This is a genomic window from Herbidospora mongoliensis (genome assembly GCF_001570545.1).
Classification (GTDB): domain Bacteria; phylum Actinomycetota; class Actinomycetes; order Streptosporangiales; family Streptosporangiaceae; genus Herbidospora; species Herbidospora mongoliensis.
Map to the genome: position 1 here is coordinate 410754 of NZ_BBXD01000014.1, position 15502 is coordinate 426255.

Genomic DNA, 15502 nt, shown 5'->3' on the forward strand with positions numbered 1-15502 from the left:
ATGGGCTTCGCATCTTGTGACCCCGAGGCCGGAAGAGGACAGCCGTCCGTACGAGAGAAAGCATTTCGTGCAGCTCACAGAGCTTTCAGCAGCGAATGATTCTGTATATTTCACGACAGTTTCCCGGCGATCCCTAGAATCTCAGCGTGACCGCTCTTCCCCGCGACCCGCATGCGGCGCCTCCCCGCCAGGAGGTCACGCTCGCGCACATCGCCAAGCTGGCCGGCGTGTCCGCCCCGACCGTCTCCAAGGTGATCAACGGCCATCCCGGGGTGGCCGGCGACACCCGCCGCCGGATCGAGGACCTGGTCAGGGAGCACGGCTGGCGTCGCCGGCCGGACACCACCGAATCCAGCGCGGTCGTCGAGGTCGTCTTCGAGTCCCTCGACAGCATGTGGGCGCTGGAACTGATCCAGGGCATGGACGAGGTGACCCAGGCGTACGGAATGATCCTGGGGCTGACCGACATGCGCGGACGGCGTTCCCCGCATGCGGGCTGGATCGACCAGGTGCTCGCCCGCCGCCCGCTCGGGGTCATCGCGGTCTCGGCCGACATCGGCGAGCGGCAGCGTGACCGCCTGGCCAGCCGCTCCATCCCGCTGATAGCCCTGGATCCGCGCGGCGAGCCCGACCATGACGTCCCCTCGGTGGGGGCGACGAACTGGAACGGCGGCCTGTCCGCGACGCGCCACCTGCTGGAGCTGGGGCACCGCCGGATCGCCATGGTCAACGGCCCCGACACGCTGATGTGCTGCCGGGCTCGCCTGGACGGCTATCGTGCGGCCCTGGACGCGGCCGGTGTCCCCGCCGACCCCACCCTGGTGCGCACCGCCCCGCTGTATGTGGAGGGCGGCCGGGGCCAGGGCACGGCGCTCCTGGAACTGCCCGAGCCGCCGACGGCCGTCTTCGCCGCCAACGACCTGCAGGCGCTCGGGGTCTACCAGGCGGCCCACCGCGCCGGGCTGCGCGTCCCGGAGGACCTGAGCGTCGTCGGGTTCGACGATCTGCCGCTGGCGCGGTGGGCCGACCCGCCGATGACCACCGTGCGTCAGCCGTTGCGGAAGATGGGCACCGCCGCCGCCCAGATGGTGATGGCCTTGGCCGCCGGCGCGGCACCGGACGACCACCGGGTGGAACTGGCCACCCGGCTGGAAGTGCGCTCCAGCACCGCCTCCCCGGCCCGAGCCGGCCACCGCTGAGAAAAGCTCGTCACCGCTCCTGCGGGCCGGGCGCCGTGAACCGGTCGGCGGCGGCTCCTTCCAGGTGACCCGGCGGCAGCCGCCGTCCGCAGATCACGAGCAGCAGATCCTGGGCACGGCCCGTCACCGGCGATCCGGTGCCGTGGGTCCAGTCGAGGTCGGTGGCCCGCAACTGGACGCCGGTGAGGTCCGTACCGAAAAATGCGATGTTCTTGGACGTCATCCCGGCGAAGACCATCGCGATCCGCTCCGGCGGCACGACCCTGCCCAGCCCGAGGCCGACCGTGATGTCCAGGCCGTGGATGACGTCGTGCGACAAGGCCCCGACCGCTCCGCCGCCGGGCGGCTTCCACGGGTGCGCGATGTTGGCGCGTAGCACGGCCAGAAGATCCGCGCTGCTCATCCGGCTCGCGTCGTGGCGGGCGAGCCGGTCGGCCATCCGGTTGAAGTTTCCACCGGCCTTGACCAGTTCCACGAGCATCCGCCCGGCCGACTGCCGGAACGGCATCGTCGTGTGGGCCACGACCTCGCGGACCCGCCACCCGTCGCAGAGCGTCGCAGCGTCCCACTGGTCGGGCCGGAGCGCGGCGAGCAGGTCGGCCTGGTCACCGCGCTCCGCGCGCACCGCCGCCCGTGCGGCCTCGTCGCCCACTGCTGAATTCCTCATGTCGCCTCCACGTTTCGTGTCTCCCAGGACATACGGGCCGGAGGCCGAGGACTCATCGGTCGGTCGTAAGGTCGATGCGTGGTGGACATCTCGTCTGGGCCGGACGAACGTCTGGAGCGACACCGGACCGAGCTCACCGGCTACTGCTACCGGATGCTGGGTTCCGGCTTCGAGGCTGAAGACGCCGTACAGGAGACACTGGTCCGGGCCTGGCGGGCCTATGAGCGTTACGACGAACGGCGGGCGACGCTGCGCGTGTGGCTCTATCGCATCGCCACCAACGTCTGCCTCGACATGCTCCGCAGCGCCCAGCGCCGTGCCCTCGCCATCGACCTCGGCCCGGCCTCGCAGGCCGGCGCCGCGCTGGGTCCGCCGGTCGCGGACGAGCGGTGGATCCACCCGATCCCCGACGCCCGCGCCATACCGGCGGAAGCGGGCCCGGAGGAGGTGGCGCTACGGCGCGAGACGATCCGGCTCGCGTTCGTCGCCGCGCTCCAGCATCTTCCGGCCCGGCAACGCGCGGCGCTGATCCTCTGTGACGTCCTGTGCTGGACGGCCAAGGAGACCGCCGACCTGCTCGACACCACCGTGGCCTCGGTCAACAGCGCACTGCAGCGGGCCCGGGCGACGCTCAGAGCCACTGCCCCCACCCCTAAGCGGTTCGACGACGCCACCCGGCGTGACCTGCTCGATCGATACTGCGCGGCGTTCGAACGCCACGATATCGACACGCTGGTGTCGCTCCTGCATGAGGACGTCAGGATGTCGATGCCGCCATTCGCCTGGTGGCTGCGTGGCCGCGACCAGATCCGCCTGGCCCTGACCGACCCCGCGGGGTCGTGCGCGGGGGCACGGTTGTGGCCGGTCGAGGCGAACGGGTCGCCGGCCTTCTGGCAGACCCGCCCGGCCCCGGACGGCAGCCACCACCCGTTCGCCCTGATCGTGCTCGACGTGGCCGACGGCGCGATCACCGACATCGTCACCTTTCTCGACGCCGAGCGCCTGACCCGCCTGTTCCCGCCGATGAGGTACGACGTCCACGGACGTATGTGAGAGGACCGATACCGAGCCGACCGGCGGATCACTCCATCACGATGGGGGTCCGCTCGGTGAGGTCCAGGGTCGCGACGAGGGCGGCGAGGTGACGGGAGGTCGATGCGGCGGGCCAGACCGCCCAGGTTCTGCGGACGATCGGGTTGCCGATCAGCGGGTGCCAGATCAGCCCCGGTGGCAGGGCCGGCAGCCAGCCGCGAGAGGCGAAGGCGAAAGATCGGCCGGTGCCGGCGGCGGCGAGTTTCACCTCCGGAGTGACCGGGCGATCCTGGTCTCCGGACAGATCTCTCACGGGCACGCCATGGGTGCGCAGGATGGCCGTGACCTGGTCGTGCCAGGCCGGTGAGTCCGAACGCGCGAACCCCATCCAGGACATGCCGCGCAGGCGGTCCAGCCGAACGCCGGTGGCGTCGGCGAGCTCCGCTGAGCGGGCCGAGGTGAGAATCACGCCCATGGCCTCCTCCACGACGAGCACGCTGTCGAGGAGGGGGTCGTAAGGGCGGTCGCGGACCAGGGCCAGGTCCAGATCGCCACTCCGGATCGCGGTGAGCTGGGCGCTGCCGGAGGAGTGCCGTAGCCCGATCTTCAGTTCCGGGTAGACCGTGTTCAGCTCGGCCAGGATCGAGGGCAGCAGATCCAGCGGGAACTCCAGGGGGACGCCGATTCTCAGCGAGCACGGTTCGGCCGGCCGGCCGGTCATCGTGGCGATCATGGCGTCGTGGCGTTCCAGCAGCGCTCGGACCTCACCGAGCATGGTCAGGCCGGCGGCGGTGGGACGTGCACCGGTGTGGTCGCGTTCCAGCAGCTGTATCCCGAGCTGGCGTTCCAGGGACCGCACGGTCTGAGACAACGCGGACTGGCTCACGTGCAGGCGGCGGGCCGCGGCCGACACGCCGCCCTCCTCCGCGACGGCCACGAACGCCCGCATCTCTCTGATCTCCATCTCCCCATCGTCGCGGATGGCCCCACGACGTCGACGAGTGGGCGCGCTCGACAGAGCAGCTGGTGGCGCGCCTTATGAGGGGTATCGGCGATGGCGGCAGCCGCCCGGCAATATCGTCCGGCTCCCTGGGGTTCCAGCCAGACATCGAGCAGTCACCAGGGATGGAGCCGACATGGAATTCGAGAATCAGGTGGCCCTGATCACCGGCGGTACGGCGGGGATCGGGCTGGAGACCGCGCGCAGGCTCGCACGCGGAGGCGCGGAGGTGATCATCAGCGGTCGTGACGTGACGCGGGGCGAACGGGCCGCCGACGAGCTGGCCGAGGCGGGGCGGGTGCGCTTCGTCCCCGTTGACATGTCCGACACGGACTCCGTCGCCGCGCTGGCCGAGCAGGCCGGGAAGGTCGACATCCTGGTCAACAACGCCGCGGCGTTCCCGACGGCGACGACGTTCGAACAGGACATCGCGGGCTTCGACCGGGTCTACGCCACCAACGTGCGCGGGCCCTACTTCCTGGTGGCCCGGCTCGCACCCCACATGGTCCGGCAGCGCCGCGGCGCCATCGTCAACATCAGCACCATGGCCGCCACGAAGGGCATCCCCGGTGCGTCGGTGTACAGCGCGACGAAGGCCGCACTGGCCTCTCTCACCCGTACCTGGGCCGCCGAGTTCGCCCCGTATGTACGGGTCAACACGGTCGCTCCCGGACCCACCAGGACCGAGGGCGTGCTCGTGGAGTGGGGCGAGAGCATCGAGGACCTCGCCAAGGTCCTTCCCCTGGCCCGTACGGCACGCGCCGAGGAGATCGCCGAGGCCGTCGTGTTCCTCGCCTCACCGAAAGCGAGCTACATGACCGGTGCGACGATCAGCGTCGACGCGGGCGCCACAGCGATCTGAGTCAGCCGTTCGGGGCGGGCGTCAAGGCCATGCGCAGACGCAGGCGCGAACCGCCGGGCTGCTGGTCGATGCTGATTTCGTCGCAGACCTGCCCCATCAACCACAGTCCGAATCCGCGCGGGGCCTGGGTGGAGGGTGGCTGCGGGTAGGCGTGGTGGGGGGCCAGCCGACCGGCGGTGTCGGCGATCTCGACGGTGAGGTCGAGTTCGTCGGCCCAGATGCTCAGGGTGCCGTGACCGCCGCCGTGTTCCAGCACGTTGGCGGCTGCTTCGCTGACCGCCAGTTCCAGGTCCTGGGCGCGTTGCGTGCTCAGTCCCGCTCCGGACGCGTAGCTGCCGACGCGGTCGCGAAGAGCGGACAGGTCGTCGGTGATCGGCCAGTGCCGGGGCACATTCGTCATGTCGTGACCTCCTCTCCGGTGCCGTCTTGGGCGGAGAGGGCGACCGACGTGGCGAGAACGGATTCCGGGTTGGACGCCTCGCTGTTGGACACACACCTACCCCCTAAGCGACGGTCCACCTGTGGGGAGCCGTGTCATGGGGCAGGTGATTCCCGCAGGGCGTGAGCGAGGGTGGGGCGGATGGTGAACAGCCGGTCCAGACAGGTGAGTTCGAACACCCGGGCCAGGCGGGGCGGCACCCCGACCAGGACCAGCAGTCCCGCGCGCTCGTTCATCCAGGTGTGGACGGTCAGCAGGACCCTGATGCCGCTGGAATCGCAGAATCCCAGCGCGGTCATGTCCAGGACAAGGTGGTGCCGGTGGTCGGGCAGCTGAGCGAACACGTGCTGGCGGAGCTGGGTGGCGTTGGTGTGATCCAGGTCGCCCCGCACGGCCAGCACCGTTGGTGTGAGCAGGCCCCCCGTGCTGGGGACAGGCAGTTTCCGTAGCTCGACGACGGCGGTCACAACCGGCCTTTCCCGGATGGGGAGATCTCGGCGGCGGGCACGCTCAGGGCCAGGACCGCGGCATCATCGGTCAGTCCGTCGCCGAATCCCCGGAGAACCTCGGCCAGCGCGGTGATGGCCCCTTCGGCGGTGGTGGGGCCCAGACCGGTGGCGAAGGCGTGCAGGGCCTCCTCGCCGTAGCGGCCGTCGCCGGTGCCGGAGGCCGGGGCATGAGCCTCGGTCAGCCCGTCGGTGTAGAGCAGCAGTGTGTCACCCGGTCCCAGCCGTACCGAGGTGGTCGTGAAGACGGCATCGGCCAGCATGCCGACCAGCATCCCGCCCCGGGTCTGACGGAAGGCGACCTCGCCGTCGGCTCCCAGCAGCAGCGCCGGTGGGTGGCCGCCGCTGGCCAGGGCGACGGTGAAACCATCGCCGTCCGGGGTCAGTACGCCGACGATGACCGTGCAGTAACGCGGATCCTCACTCCGGTACTCCCGGAACAGGGCGGTGTTGAGGGTGGTCAGCATGCTGAGTGGATCACCGTCGTAGGCGGCGGCCGCGCGCAGGGTGTAGCGGATCAGCGAGGTCACGCTCGCCGCGCCGGCGCCCTTGCCGCACACATCACCCAGGAAGAACGCCCATCGGTCTCGGCTGATCTGGAACAGGTCGTAGAAGTCGCCGCTGACCTCGTCGCGGGAGGCGATGTGATACAGCGTGGCGGTCCGCAGGCCCGGCACCTGCGGCAGGGACGGAGGCAACAGGCTGGCCTGCAGGGTGGTGACCAGTTCCTGCAGCCGCCGGCGTTCCTGCTCGGCTTCACGGCGGGCCCGCAGCAACTCCTGCTCGTATGCTCGCCGATCGGTGGCGTCGAAGATCGTGGTCCGGACGAGTTGCGGCTGGCCGTCGCCGCTGGTCTTGATGACCGAGGTGACCAGCACCGGCAGCCGTCTGCCGTCGGCGGCCCGCAGTTCCAGCGCCACCCCGCCGATCTGGCCCTGCATCTTCAGCAGGGGCGCGAAATGGGTCTCGTGGTACAGCCGGCCGCCCATGGTGAGCAGGTCGGAGAAACTACGGCGCCCCACCAGCTCTTCGCGGCGGTAGCCGAGCCAGCCCAGCAACGTGGCGTTGACCTTGGCGATCTGGCCGTCCAGCAAGGTGGACAGGTAGCCGCACGGCGCGTTCTCGTACAGGTCTTCTGGGCTGTCTTCCAGCAGGGCAGAAAACGCCGCCCGGCCCACCGCGCCGTCGCCGGGAACTGCGTCATCGTGGGGTTCAGGTGCGTCCGAGTCATGCCCGGTGCTGGTCATCATGGGCGATCAGCGGTATCCGCCACCTCGGAGGCGAAGATCGCGATCGCCTCGGCGGTGGCCTGCGGTGCCGACAACTGCGGGCAGTGCCCGGTCGCCGGCAGCGTGACCAGGACGCTGCCCGGAATCTGGGCGTGGACGAACCTGCCCACCTCGGGCGGTGCGATCACATCCTGGGTGCAGTCCAGCACCAGCGTCGGCACGTTCACCCGAGCCAGCTCCTGGCGGTGGTCGGACAGGAACGTCGCCTTCGCGAAGGAACGGGCGATCTCCGGATCGGTCCGGCAGAAGCTGTTGGTCAGCTCCTGACCGAGTTCGGGCCGGTCGGCATTGCCCATGATCACCGGCGCCATCGCCGCCGACCAGCCCAGATAGTTGCTCTCCAGTGACTCCAGCAACTCGTCGATGTCGGCCCGGGTGAACCCGCCCCGGTAGTCGTCGTGGTCGATGTAGCAGGGGGAGGGCACCAGCAGCACCAGCTGGGCGAACCGCTCCGGTTCCCGTACGGCGGCCAGCACGCCGATCATCGCGCTGACCGAGTGTCCGACGAACACCACCGGGGGAAGGTCCAAGTCCCGGCACATGGCCAGTACGTCATCGGCGTAGCCGTCAAGAGTCGCGTAACGTTCGGCCCGCCAGGCCGACAGGTCGGACCGGCCCGCGCCGATGTGATCGAAGGTCACCACGCGGAAATCGCGGGCCAGGATCGGCTCCACCAGCCGCCACATGTTCTGGTCACAACCGAACCCGTGCGCCAGCATCAACGTCGGGCCGCTCGTGTGCCGGCCGCTCACCGTCACGTGGTGGCGTGCCTGTACGTCAAGGTCGCCCACAGCTCCACCTCGCCAGTCTGATCGCCTCACCGGACCTGATGCTATGGGGCACCGGATCCTCTGCGCAGGAAGCCGAATGACGGAGGTGGGCTATCGGCCGCACCGCTGGAAGGTGGCGGATGTGAAATAGCATCCGGGCAGACACGTGGATGGCGGCGATTCAATGGAGAGCGGCGACATCAGAACCTCCGTGGCGCCCGGCCGAAACACGCGGGCGCTGCAGGCTCTCGCGGTGGACGTCTTCCATCCGGTACGCGGTCCGCGCCGCGGCCTGAGTGGGCCTTCTACCACCAGCGTTATCTCGTGTCCCGGCGGCCCGGGACCTGGATCGGACACTCCGGTTCACACCGTTCCGGCACCCGATGCGAGACATGCGGTCCCCGGGTCCAGACCGACCTGGAAGGGGGTCGTCCGTTCCCCGGACCACCACTCGGGAGTGGGGTGGCCGAGGTCGGTGAACACGTCGAGCTCTGAAAATTTCAGATCTAGTGATGGGAAATCTCATGGCAATTTTCGTGGCGTCCGAGGGTTACTTAACAGGACCGTCGCGGCGCATCCGGGCGTCGCGACGGTCGCTGATCGCCCTGGTGGTGACCGTGCTCCTCACAGTGGCGGGCCTCGTCGTCTCCGCGCCGTCGGCCAATGCCGCCACCAGCCATTTCCGAGGCATGAACTGGGCCGTACTCGGTGACAACTTCAGCACCGGCACGCTCGTCGTGCAGGGCCTGAGTCAGTCCGACAGCAACGCGACCGTCCGGGCCAAGGCCAACGCCCTCTACGACGACATGGCCTCCACCATGGGGGTCAACACCGTCCGGCTGCCCGTCAACACCCACACCGTGGCCAACACCACCTGGTGGAACGCCTACCGCGGCGCCATCGACGCCGCCACCGAACGCGGATTCAAGGTCATCCTGGCCTACTGGGAGGACGGCGCCGCCTCCGGCGGCAGGATCACGAACCTCGCCGCGTGGAACACGATGTGGTCCAACGTGACCAACACGTACGGCTCGAACAGCAATGTCTACTTCGAGCCGATGAACGAGCCGCACGGCTACAGCTCGGCGGAGTGGCGCAACGTCGCGGCGAACTGGCTCAGCTATCACACTTCGGCGGTGCCCGGCCGGGTGCTCATCGGCGGCACCGGCTTCAGCCAGGACCTGCGGGACATCTGCAACGACAGCCGCTTCAACTCGACGCTGCTGTCCTTCCACTACTACACGTTCTTCTACGGCGCCATGACCTACGACGCTTTCCGAAGCCACATCCAGACGCGTCTGGGCAACTGCGCCTCCCGCGCGGTCGCGACGGAATTCGGCGCGCCGATGGCCACCGGCCTCGACTACAGCGACGCGAACAGCGGCGACAACTTCGTGCGCTACATCCGCGCCATGGCCCAGGTCATGCGGGACAACCAGATGGGCGGCACCTACTGGCCCGCCCTCGGCGGCAAGATCACCGCCGGCCTCGGCTACGACCACTACTCGATGCACGCCCTGAGCGGCAGTGGCACCGGTCTCAACCTGACCGTCCGCAACACCTCCGGCGCTGACCGGGTCCGGTACGCCTGGGGCGACACCATCGGTGGCTCCAGCCCTTCGCCGGCGCCGGAAACCTTCTACCGGATCAATGTGCGCCACAGCGGCAAGGCCATGGACGTTCAGCAGCCGAACACCAATAACGGTGCGCGCGTCAGCCAGTACTCCTACGGCGGCAACGCGTGGCAGCAGTGGCAGTTCCAGGACGCCGGCAGCAGCTACTGGCGCGTCATCAGCCGCCACAGCGGAAAGTGCCTCGATGTGGTGAGCGCTTCCACCGCCGACGGTGCCGAACTCGTCCAGTACACCTGTGGCACCGGTACCAACCAGCAGTTCCAGATGGTCGCCATCGGCAGCTACTTCCAGCTCCGGGCACGACACAGCGGCAAATGCGTGGACGTACCGTCCGCGTCGACCGCGGACGGCGTGATCCTCAAGCAGTATCCGTGCAACTCCGGCACCAACCAGCAGTGGTCGCGCACGACCGTCTAGCCCCGAACCGCGAGAGTTCACCAGGTCACCGGCAGGGAGGTCAGCCCGCCGGTGAGGGTGTTCGGGTCGAAGGTCATCTCTTCCAGAGGGCGTCCCAGCCGCATGGCCGGGAAGCGGGTGACGAGCCGGCCGAAGACCACGCTCAGCTCGATGCGGGCCAGGGGCGCGCCGATGCAGTAGCGCGCGCCATGGCCGAAGCTCAGGTGGGGCGCCACAGGGCTGCCGGGGTCGAAGCGCTCAGGTTCGATGTACGCGGCGGGGTCGTGGTTGGCCGCGCCCGTGTCCAGCAGGACCAGGTCACCGGTGCGTACCTGGACGCCTTCCAGGTCGAGGTCGGTGCGGGCGTAGCGCACGAGGCCACCGCCGCCCAGGCCGAAGCCACGAAGGATCTCCTCCACCGTGGCGTCGACGCGGGCGGGGTCGGCGGCCAGGGCCTGCCATTGGCCGGGGGTGGACATCATCCACAGGGTGCCCATGCCGATCGCGGTGACCGTGGTCTCGTGACCGGCGAACAGCAGGGACATGCCGAGCATGGCGGCCTCGTCGTCGCAGACGCCCTCGGTGGCGGCCAGGCGGGAGATCACATCGGCGTCGGGGTCGCCTTCGGCGCGTTTGCGGGCGACGAGATCGCGGCCGTACAGAAAGAGGTCGGCCAAGCCCTTCTCCGAGCGGGCGCGGTCGGTGACGTCGGCGGCGGCCTGGCTCCAGGCGCGGAAAAGGTCGCGGTCGGCGTAGGGCACGCCGAGCAGTTCGCAGATGACGGCGATCGGGAGCGGCAGGGCCAGAGCGGTGTGCAGGTCGGCGGGTGAACCCGCGGCCTCCATGTCGTCGAGCAGCGAGGTGGTGAGCGCCTCGATCCGTGAGCGCAGCGCTCGCATGCGCTTGGGGGAGAAGTGGGGCTGCAGCAGGGCGCGCATGCGGCGGTGGTCGCTCTGCTCGGTGTCGAAGTCGCCGAGCGGGCCGCCGAAGAGCGCTGACTCTCCGCTGCGGGAGGCGCGTTCCGGCTCAGGATGGGCCCGGCCGAACCGGTCGTCGGCAAGCAGACGGCGTACTTCCTCGTAACCGGTGACGAGCCAGGCGGGATCGCCAACCGCTGTGGTCACCGCGTGCACCGGGCCCTGCGCCTGGAGTTCACGCAGCTCAGGGGAGCGGCGCAGCGGGCCTTCCGACTGTTCGAACGGCAGGGTGGACATGAGACCGCCTCATAAGTAGACATCTATTTGTACACTCCGATGTCTAGTAATCTAACTTGTACACTTTGGGGGATACAAGAGGAGAGTCCGAATGGTCGACCAGGCGGTCCCGGTCCGGCGGTTGCGGCGCGCCGAGCGGCGCGAGCAGATCCTCGACGCGGCCACGCGCGCCTTCGCCCGCCACGGGTTCGCCGACACCGGCCTCGACGACGTCGCGACCGAGGCGGAACTGACGCGGGCCATGCTCTACCGGCACTTCGAATCCAAGGCCGACCTCTACCGGGCCGTCCTCGACCGTGCCTGTGCCCGCCTCAACGAGGCCACCGGCTCGGGGGACTACGACGAGCGCGCCGTCCCCGCCATGGTCGAGGCCGCGAGTGCCGATCCCGACGGGTTCCGGTTGCTGTTCCGCCATGCCGCGCGCGAGCGGGAGTTCCGCGACCTGACGGACTCCATGGCCGCCGCCTCACGCCAGATCGCCCACCGCAACCTTGCCCGCGTCATCCCCCCGGGACCGTGGCTGGAATGGGCCGCCGACCTGATCCCCGCCCTCACCATCGAAGCGGTCATCGCCTGGCTCGACGCCGGTCGGCCCGATCCCGACCAGGCCGCCGACCGAATCGCCGGGGTGGTGTACGGCGTCATGACCGCCGCCGGGGCACCCTCGCGGCTTCCCGTGTCTTCAAAGGTCATAGCCAGAGCAGAAGTGAAGCGAGGGTGACCACGGCGGTGTAGGACGTTGTGTCTTGTCGTAGCGGGTGGCCATGCCGCGGAACTGCTTGAGCCGGGTGAAGGAGCGTTCGACGACGTTACGGCGGCGGTAGGCGTCCCGCTCGAAGGCAGGTGGACGCCCGCCGAACCTCCTCGCCGCCTGCGTCGGGCGATCTGGCCGGAGCGTTCGAGGATGGTGTGGCCGGTCCCGCGTTGCCGTAGGTGTGGGCGGATCGCGCGGGAGCTGTAGCCCTTGTCGGCCATCAGGTGATCGGGTCGGGTGCGCGCGCATCCCGGCCCGATCCTGATGAGATCGGGGCCGAACTCAACGAGAGGTTCAGGCAGGGCAGGTGACCGTGTATGAGAGCGGCGTGGTCTCGTAGGTCTGGCCGCCGTGGGTCAGCGCCAGCTTGAACTGGCCGGCCTCGGTCTGCGTCGCGGGCCACGGCAGATTGACGAACAGCCGCTCGCCCGGTTTCCCGGTGAACGTGGCGGTGGCCGGGGTGCCGATCGGCTGCCACTGACCGCCGGACGCCTTCCTGATCAGCTGGTAGCCAGCCGTGCCGGTGAACTCGTTCGCGGTGAAGTAGGCGCGGTTCTTGACCCACGCGTTGCTGCCGCAGAAGGGGTTCGCGTCCGGCACCGTGTGGACCAGGAAGATGTCATGGTCGGCGTCGGCGCAGGCCGTGCCGTAGTTCACTGTCGGAGATATGTTGCCATCGTTGTGGATCTTGAGTGCCAGCGAGCCGGATACCGCGTGGTGAGCCTGAAGCCCCAGGTTGATGACGTCCTGATACCACGGATCGGTACCCGTGGAAGTCGCGGAGTCGGTGATGCCGACAGGACTACCGTTGATCATCCATTCATACGTGATAGTGGCCGGTCCGCTCGCGGCTCGGACGGTCCCCTTCGCGCGTAGCGATTTCTGCGGCCCGCACATGTCGGCCCAGTTCCCGGCGAACTCGACCTCGTTCACCTGGCCGTAGCCTCCCGCCGGATTTCCATCCTGGCAGATCACCCCGAACCAGGTCGTGACCGGTTCGGCCGCGGGGCTGAGGACCTTGAGTGTGGCCGAGCCCTTGGCCTGCGTCCGATAGTCGTACGGGGTGACGGCGAGCGCGCCCGGCTGCCCGGTGAATTTCAGCGTCCCCGATGGGCCCTTGACGCCCTGGTCGCTCACCCATTCGTAGGCCACCGTGGCGGGGACCTTGCTGACGGTCACCTTCCCGGTGAATCGAACCGTCACAGGACACTCGCCGGAGTTCCAGAACGTACCGGGGTCGATGCTCGGGGTCGCGACGACGGGACCGGTGTCGCAGGTGACGCCGTACACGGCCCGGCTCGAAACGTTGACGTCAGGGCGCAGGACGCGGACGGCCTTCCATCCGGTCGTGCTCTCGGTGACGGTGGCCGTCGTGGAGAGGGTGCGGCTCCGTGAGCCGGTGAAGTTCGCGTACCGGATCGGCCCTTCGCCACCCGCGCTGTCGATCCACTGATAGGCGACCTGTGCCGGAACTCGGGAGACCTGGAGTTGCGCGGTGAATGTCACCTTGGCCGGGCACGTCCCCGCGTAGCTGGAAGGCGCGGCCTTGACGGAGACCGCGGTCCGGATCCGCTCTGACGCGGCGCCTCCCGGCAGCGGGTGAATGGGGGTGTAGACGGGATCGCGGCCCGAGCACGCCACCGTGAATCGCGCCTTTTGGGACAGGATCGGCCGAGCACCGATAATCTGCACCGCCTGCCAACCCTTGGCGTCGCCGTCGAATACCTGTCGGTCTCGTACGGTGACGCGTTTGGGCCCCCGCGTCCTAAGGGTTTTGACCGCGCTCTTGGTTCCATCGGCGCGGACCCAGCGGTAGCGGACAACGCCCCTCCCGCCGACGTTGACGATGGCGGAGAATCCCACGCTGGCGGGACAGTCGGTCGTCTGCCGGGCGGGTGAGGCCGTCACTTTCGTGACCGACGTCCGTACGGCCGACGCCTCCGCCGGTACCGCCACCAGGCCGGTCGACAATGCCAGCACGGCAACCAGCAATGACCACTTCGACCGCACCAGGTTTTCCTTTCCTCGGCAGTATCGCAGTCATCTTTGACCACTCAGCCCGCCAAAAATGGAGACCTCACCTCCTCGCCGTTTTCGTTACCAGCCTGATGCAATGCGATCTTGTTGCCATCCCGAGGATCGGATTTCGGGTAACCAAATAACGAAATTTCGTGCATTCCAGCAGCCAACGGAGAACATGGAGACCTCGATCGACATGAGCGCCCTCGACTTCTCCAACATCGTGGCGGACGGGATGAGCAACGCTGCCCGCAGTGGTTCAGGCGGACTCGGGCACCACCGCGGCGGGGCCGGCTCCGTCTCGTGGGGGACCTTCTTCACGCCCAGCACCGCGATCAGGCTGAACAGCGCGACCGGGGTGGAGGAGCCGTTGGCGGCGTAGATGGCGGGGAAGGCCGGGGTGGCCGCGCCGGCCACGGTCGCGCCGATGCCGTACGCGACCGAGATGCCGCTGTAGCGCACCTTCGGGTCGAACAACTCGGTGAACAGGCCGCCCTGCGCGCTGGCCATGATGCCCTGCACGATCGCCGCGACCAGGAAGCTGACCAGCGCCAGCCCGTGTTGCCGGTGTTGACCAGGGCGAACATCGGCACCGGCCAGATCACGGCGGTGACCGCGCCGATGATGTAGAGCGTCTTGGAGCCGAACCGGTCCGACAGCCGGGCCCACACGACGATCGCCAGGATCCACACCGACGTGGAGGCCAGCACCAGTGTCAGCCCTGCCACGGCCAGGAACGCGAGGTTGGACAGCAGCACCCCGAACTGCGCGAGGCTGCCTAGAAGGCGCGGTTTGCGCGGAGTGGCGTTCCCCGTGGAGATCAGCAGCGCGCCGCCCCACTCGCCGGCCACCCCGAAGCCCTGGATCATGCGCAGCGCCACCAGCAGCAACGGCGCCCCGATGCCGATCGCCGCGTACGTCGGCAGCGTGCCGGTCAGGATCAGGGTGAGCACCAGCATCGACTTACGGCCGATGCGCTCGCCGAAGTGCCCCACCACGGCCGCGCCGATCGGGCGTACCGGGAACCCGACCGCGAACGCCGACAGAGAGGCCAGCATGGCCGCCTCGGGCGAGGAGTCGGTGAAGAACAACCGGGGGAACACCAGCGCGGCGGCGGTGCCGAAGATGAAGTAGTCGTACCACTCGATCGAGGTGCCGATGAAGCTGGCGGCGAAGACGCCCTTCATCGAGGTCGTCTCTTGGTGCTGTGCTGGGGCCGGGACGCCAAGACCACCGTGTCATCCGGCCTGCGGACAACGGGAGCTGACGATGGCCGCCCGGCCCGTGCACGAACAGAAGACCTCGGAGGCGACGGTAGAGGAGGTCCAGCGGCAGATCTCCGCTGGAATGCGGGCCTTGCAGCTCTACCTGGACGATCGGGTCGCCCAGGGCCACACCACAGCGGAGCGGGTGGCCGCCCCCATGGAACAAGCCCATGGCCACGGCGCCGAAATCCTGGGGCTGACCACACTCGCCACCGCAACCCGCCCCGACGAAACCGAGCGGCAAACCCCGAACTCCTCACCCACAGCGGCAAGCCAGACCGATAGAGCGGTCGTGGCACACCGCGGCGGCCTCTGGCGCGCGACGAATCGCTGCCAACGCCAGTGGCCCACATGTCGTGCGAGCCCTTTTGGTCGTCCGCCGCAGCGGGGCCAGCCCCGGCCGGTGGCAGTGATACGGCGTTCCCGCTGGTCACGGCGCCGGCGGAAGGCTGCCGC

The 15502-nt window shown here is 68.9% G+C and carries 15 protein-coding genes; 6 read left to right on the plus strand and 9 right to left on the minus strand.

All coding sequences use genetic code 11. The annotated features are described in order from the left end of the window. Positions 1-146: 146 nt before the first annotated feature. The gene (locus AW272_RS20815) at positions 147-1199 is read left to right on the plus strand and encodes a LacI family DNA-binding transcriptional regulator (RefSeq protein WP_066367655.1); all 1053 of its coding nucleotides are present in this window, start codon (positions 147-149) and stop codon (positions 1197-1199) included. 10 nt (positions 1200-1209) lie between these two features. On the opposite strand, the gene AW272_RS20820 is transcribed toward AW272_RS20815, so the two are convergent. Continuing rightward, complete coding sequence (locus AW272_RS20820; RefSeq protein WP_066367656.1) at positions 1210-1866, minus strand: maleylpyruvate isomerase family mycothiol-dependent enzyme; 657 nt, start codon at positions 1864-1866, stop codon at positions 1210-1212. Positions 1867-1944: 78 nt separating this feature from the next. On the opposite strand from AW272_RS20820, the gene AW272_RS20825 reads away from it, so the two are divergent. Next, positions 1945-2919: a sigma-70 family RNA polymerase sigma factor gene (locus tag AW272_RS20825; RefSeq protein ID WP_245657642.1), complete on the plus strand. Its 975-nt coding sequence runs from the start codon at positions 1945-1947 to the stop codon at positions 2917-2919. A 28-nt stretch (positions 2920-2947) separates the two neighbouring features. Here the strand turns inward: AW272_RS20825 and AW272_RS20830 are convergent, their stop codons facing one another. Then, positions 2948-3862 carry a LysR family transcriptional regulator gene (locus AW272_RS20830; RefSeq protein ID WP_066367659.1) on the minus strand — a complete coding sequence of 305 codons (915 nt, stop codon included), beginning with the start codon at positions 3860-3862 and terminating at the stop codon, positions 2948-2950. 172 nt (positions 3863-4034) lie between these two features. On the opposite strand from AW272_RS20830, the gene AW272_RS20835 reads away from it, so the two are divergent. Next, the gene (locus AW272_RS20835) at positions 4035-4760 is read left to right on the plus strand and encodes an SDR family NAD(P)-dependent oxidoreductase (protein ID WP_066367661.1); all 726 of its coding nucleotides are present in this window, start codon (positions 4035-4037) and stop codon (positions 4758-4760) included. A 1-nt stretch (position 4761) separates the two neighbouring features. Here the strand turns inward: AW272_RS20835 and AW272_RS20840 are convergent, their stop codons facing one another. The 4 genes from AW272_RS20840 to AW272_RS20855 form a co-directional block, all read right to left on the minus strand. After that, positions 4762-5160 carry an ATP-binding protein gene (locus tag AW272_RS20840; RefSeq protein ID WP_066367663.1) on the minus strand — a complete coding sequence of 133 codons (399 nt, stop codon included), beginning with the start codon at positions 5158-5160 and terminating at the stop codon, positions 4762-4764. A gap of 134 nt (positions 5161-5294) precedes the next feature. Continuing rightward, positions 5295-5666: an STAS domain-containing protein gene (locus AW272_RS20845; protein ID WP_169807584.1), complete on the minus strand. Its 372-nt coding sequence runs from the start codon at positions 5664-5666 to the stop codon at positions 5295-5297. Then, entirely contained in the window at positions 5663-6955 is a 1293-nt protein-coding gene (locus tag AW272_RS20850) for a PP2C family protein-serine/threonine phosphatase (RefSeq protein ID WP_083958511.1), read from the minus strand. Before AW272_RS20850 ends, AW272_RS20845 begins: the two co-directional genes overlap by 4 nt. Continuing rightward, positions 6952-7785 (minus strand): alpha/beta fold hydrolase, encoded by an 834-nt coding sequence (locus tag AW272_RS20855; protein WP_066367666.1) that lies wholly within the window; start codon positions 7783-7785, stop codon positions 6952-6954. The genes AW272_RS20850 and AW272_RS20855 overlap by 4 nt, the downstream gene beginning before the upstream one ends. A gap of 503 nt (positions 7786-8288) precedes the next feature. On the opposite strand from AW272_RS20855, the gene AW272_RS20860 reads away from it, so the two are divergent. Further along, complete coding sequence (locus AW272_RS20860; RefSeq protein ID WP_083958512.1) at positions 8289-9815, plus strand: RICIN domain-containing protein; 1527 nt, start codon at positions 8289-8291, stop codon at positions 9813-9815. Between the two features lie 17 nt (positions 9816-9832). Here the strand turns inward: AW272_RS20860 and AW272_RS20865 are convergent, their stop codons facing one another. Continuing rightward, positions 9833-11008, minus strand: coding sequence for a cytochrome P450 (locus AW272_RS20865; protein WP_066367668.1), 1176 nt, complete (start codon positions 11006-11008; stop codon positions 9833-9835). A gap of 91 nt (positions 11009-11099) precedes the next feature. Here AW272_RS20865 and AW272_RS20870 point away from each other — a divergent pair, with 91 nt between their 5' ends. Continuing rightward, the gene (locus tag AW272_RS20870; protein WP_066367673.1) at positions 11100-11729 is read left to right on the plus strand and encodes a TetR/AcrR family transcriptional regulator; all 630 of its coding nucleotides are present in this window, start codon (positions 11100-11102) and stop codon (positions 11727-11729) included. A gap of 327 nt (positions 11730-12056) precedes the next feature. Here the strand turns inward: AW272_RS20870 and AW272_RS20875 are convergent, their stop codons facing one another. Beyond that, positions 12057-13772: a hypothetical protein gene (locus AW272_RS20875; protein WP_157518675.1), complete on the minus strand. Its 1716-nt coding sequence runs from the start codon at positions 13770-13772 to the stop codon at positions 12057-12059. Positions 13773-13959: 187 nt separating this feature from the next. On the opposite strand from AW272_RS20875, the gene AW272_RS43235 reads away from it, so the two are divergent. Continuing rightward, complete coding sequence (locus tag AW272_RS43235; protein WP_066367691.1) at positions 13960-14163, plus strand: hypothetical protein; 204 nt, start codon at positions 13960-13962, stop codon at positions 14161-14163. Here the strand turns inward: AW272_RS43235 and AW272_RS20885 are convergent. Continuing rightward, positions 14117-14968 carry an MFS transporter gene (locus AW272_RS20885; protein ID WP_066367694.1) on the minus strand — a complete coding sequence of 284 codons (852 nt, stop codon included), beginning with the start codon at positions 14966-14968 and terminating at the stop codon, positions 14117-14119. The two genes, AW272_RS43235 and AW272_RS20885, sit on opposite strands and share 47 nt — an antisense overlap. Between the last annotated feature and the right edge of the window lie 534 nt (positions 14969-15502).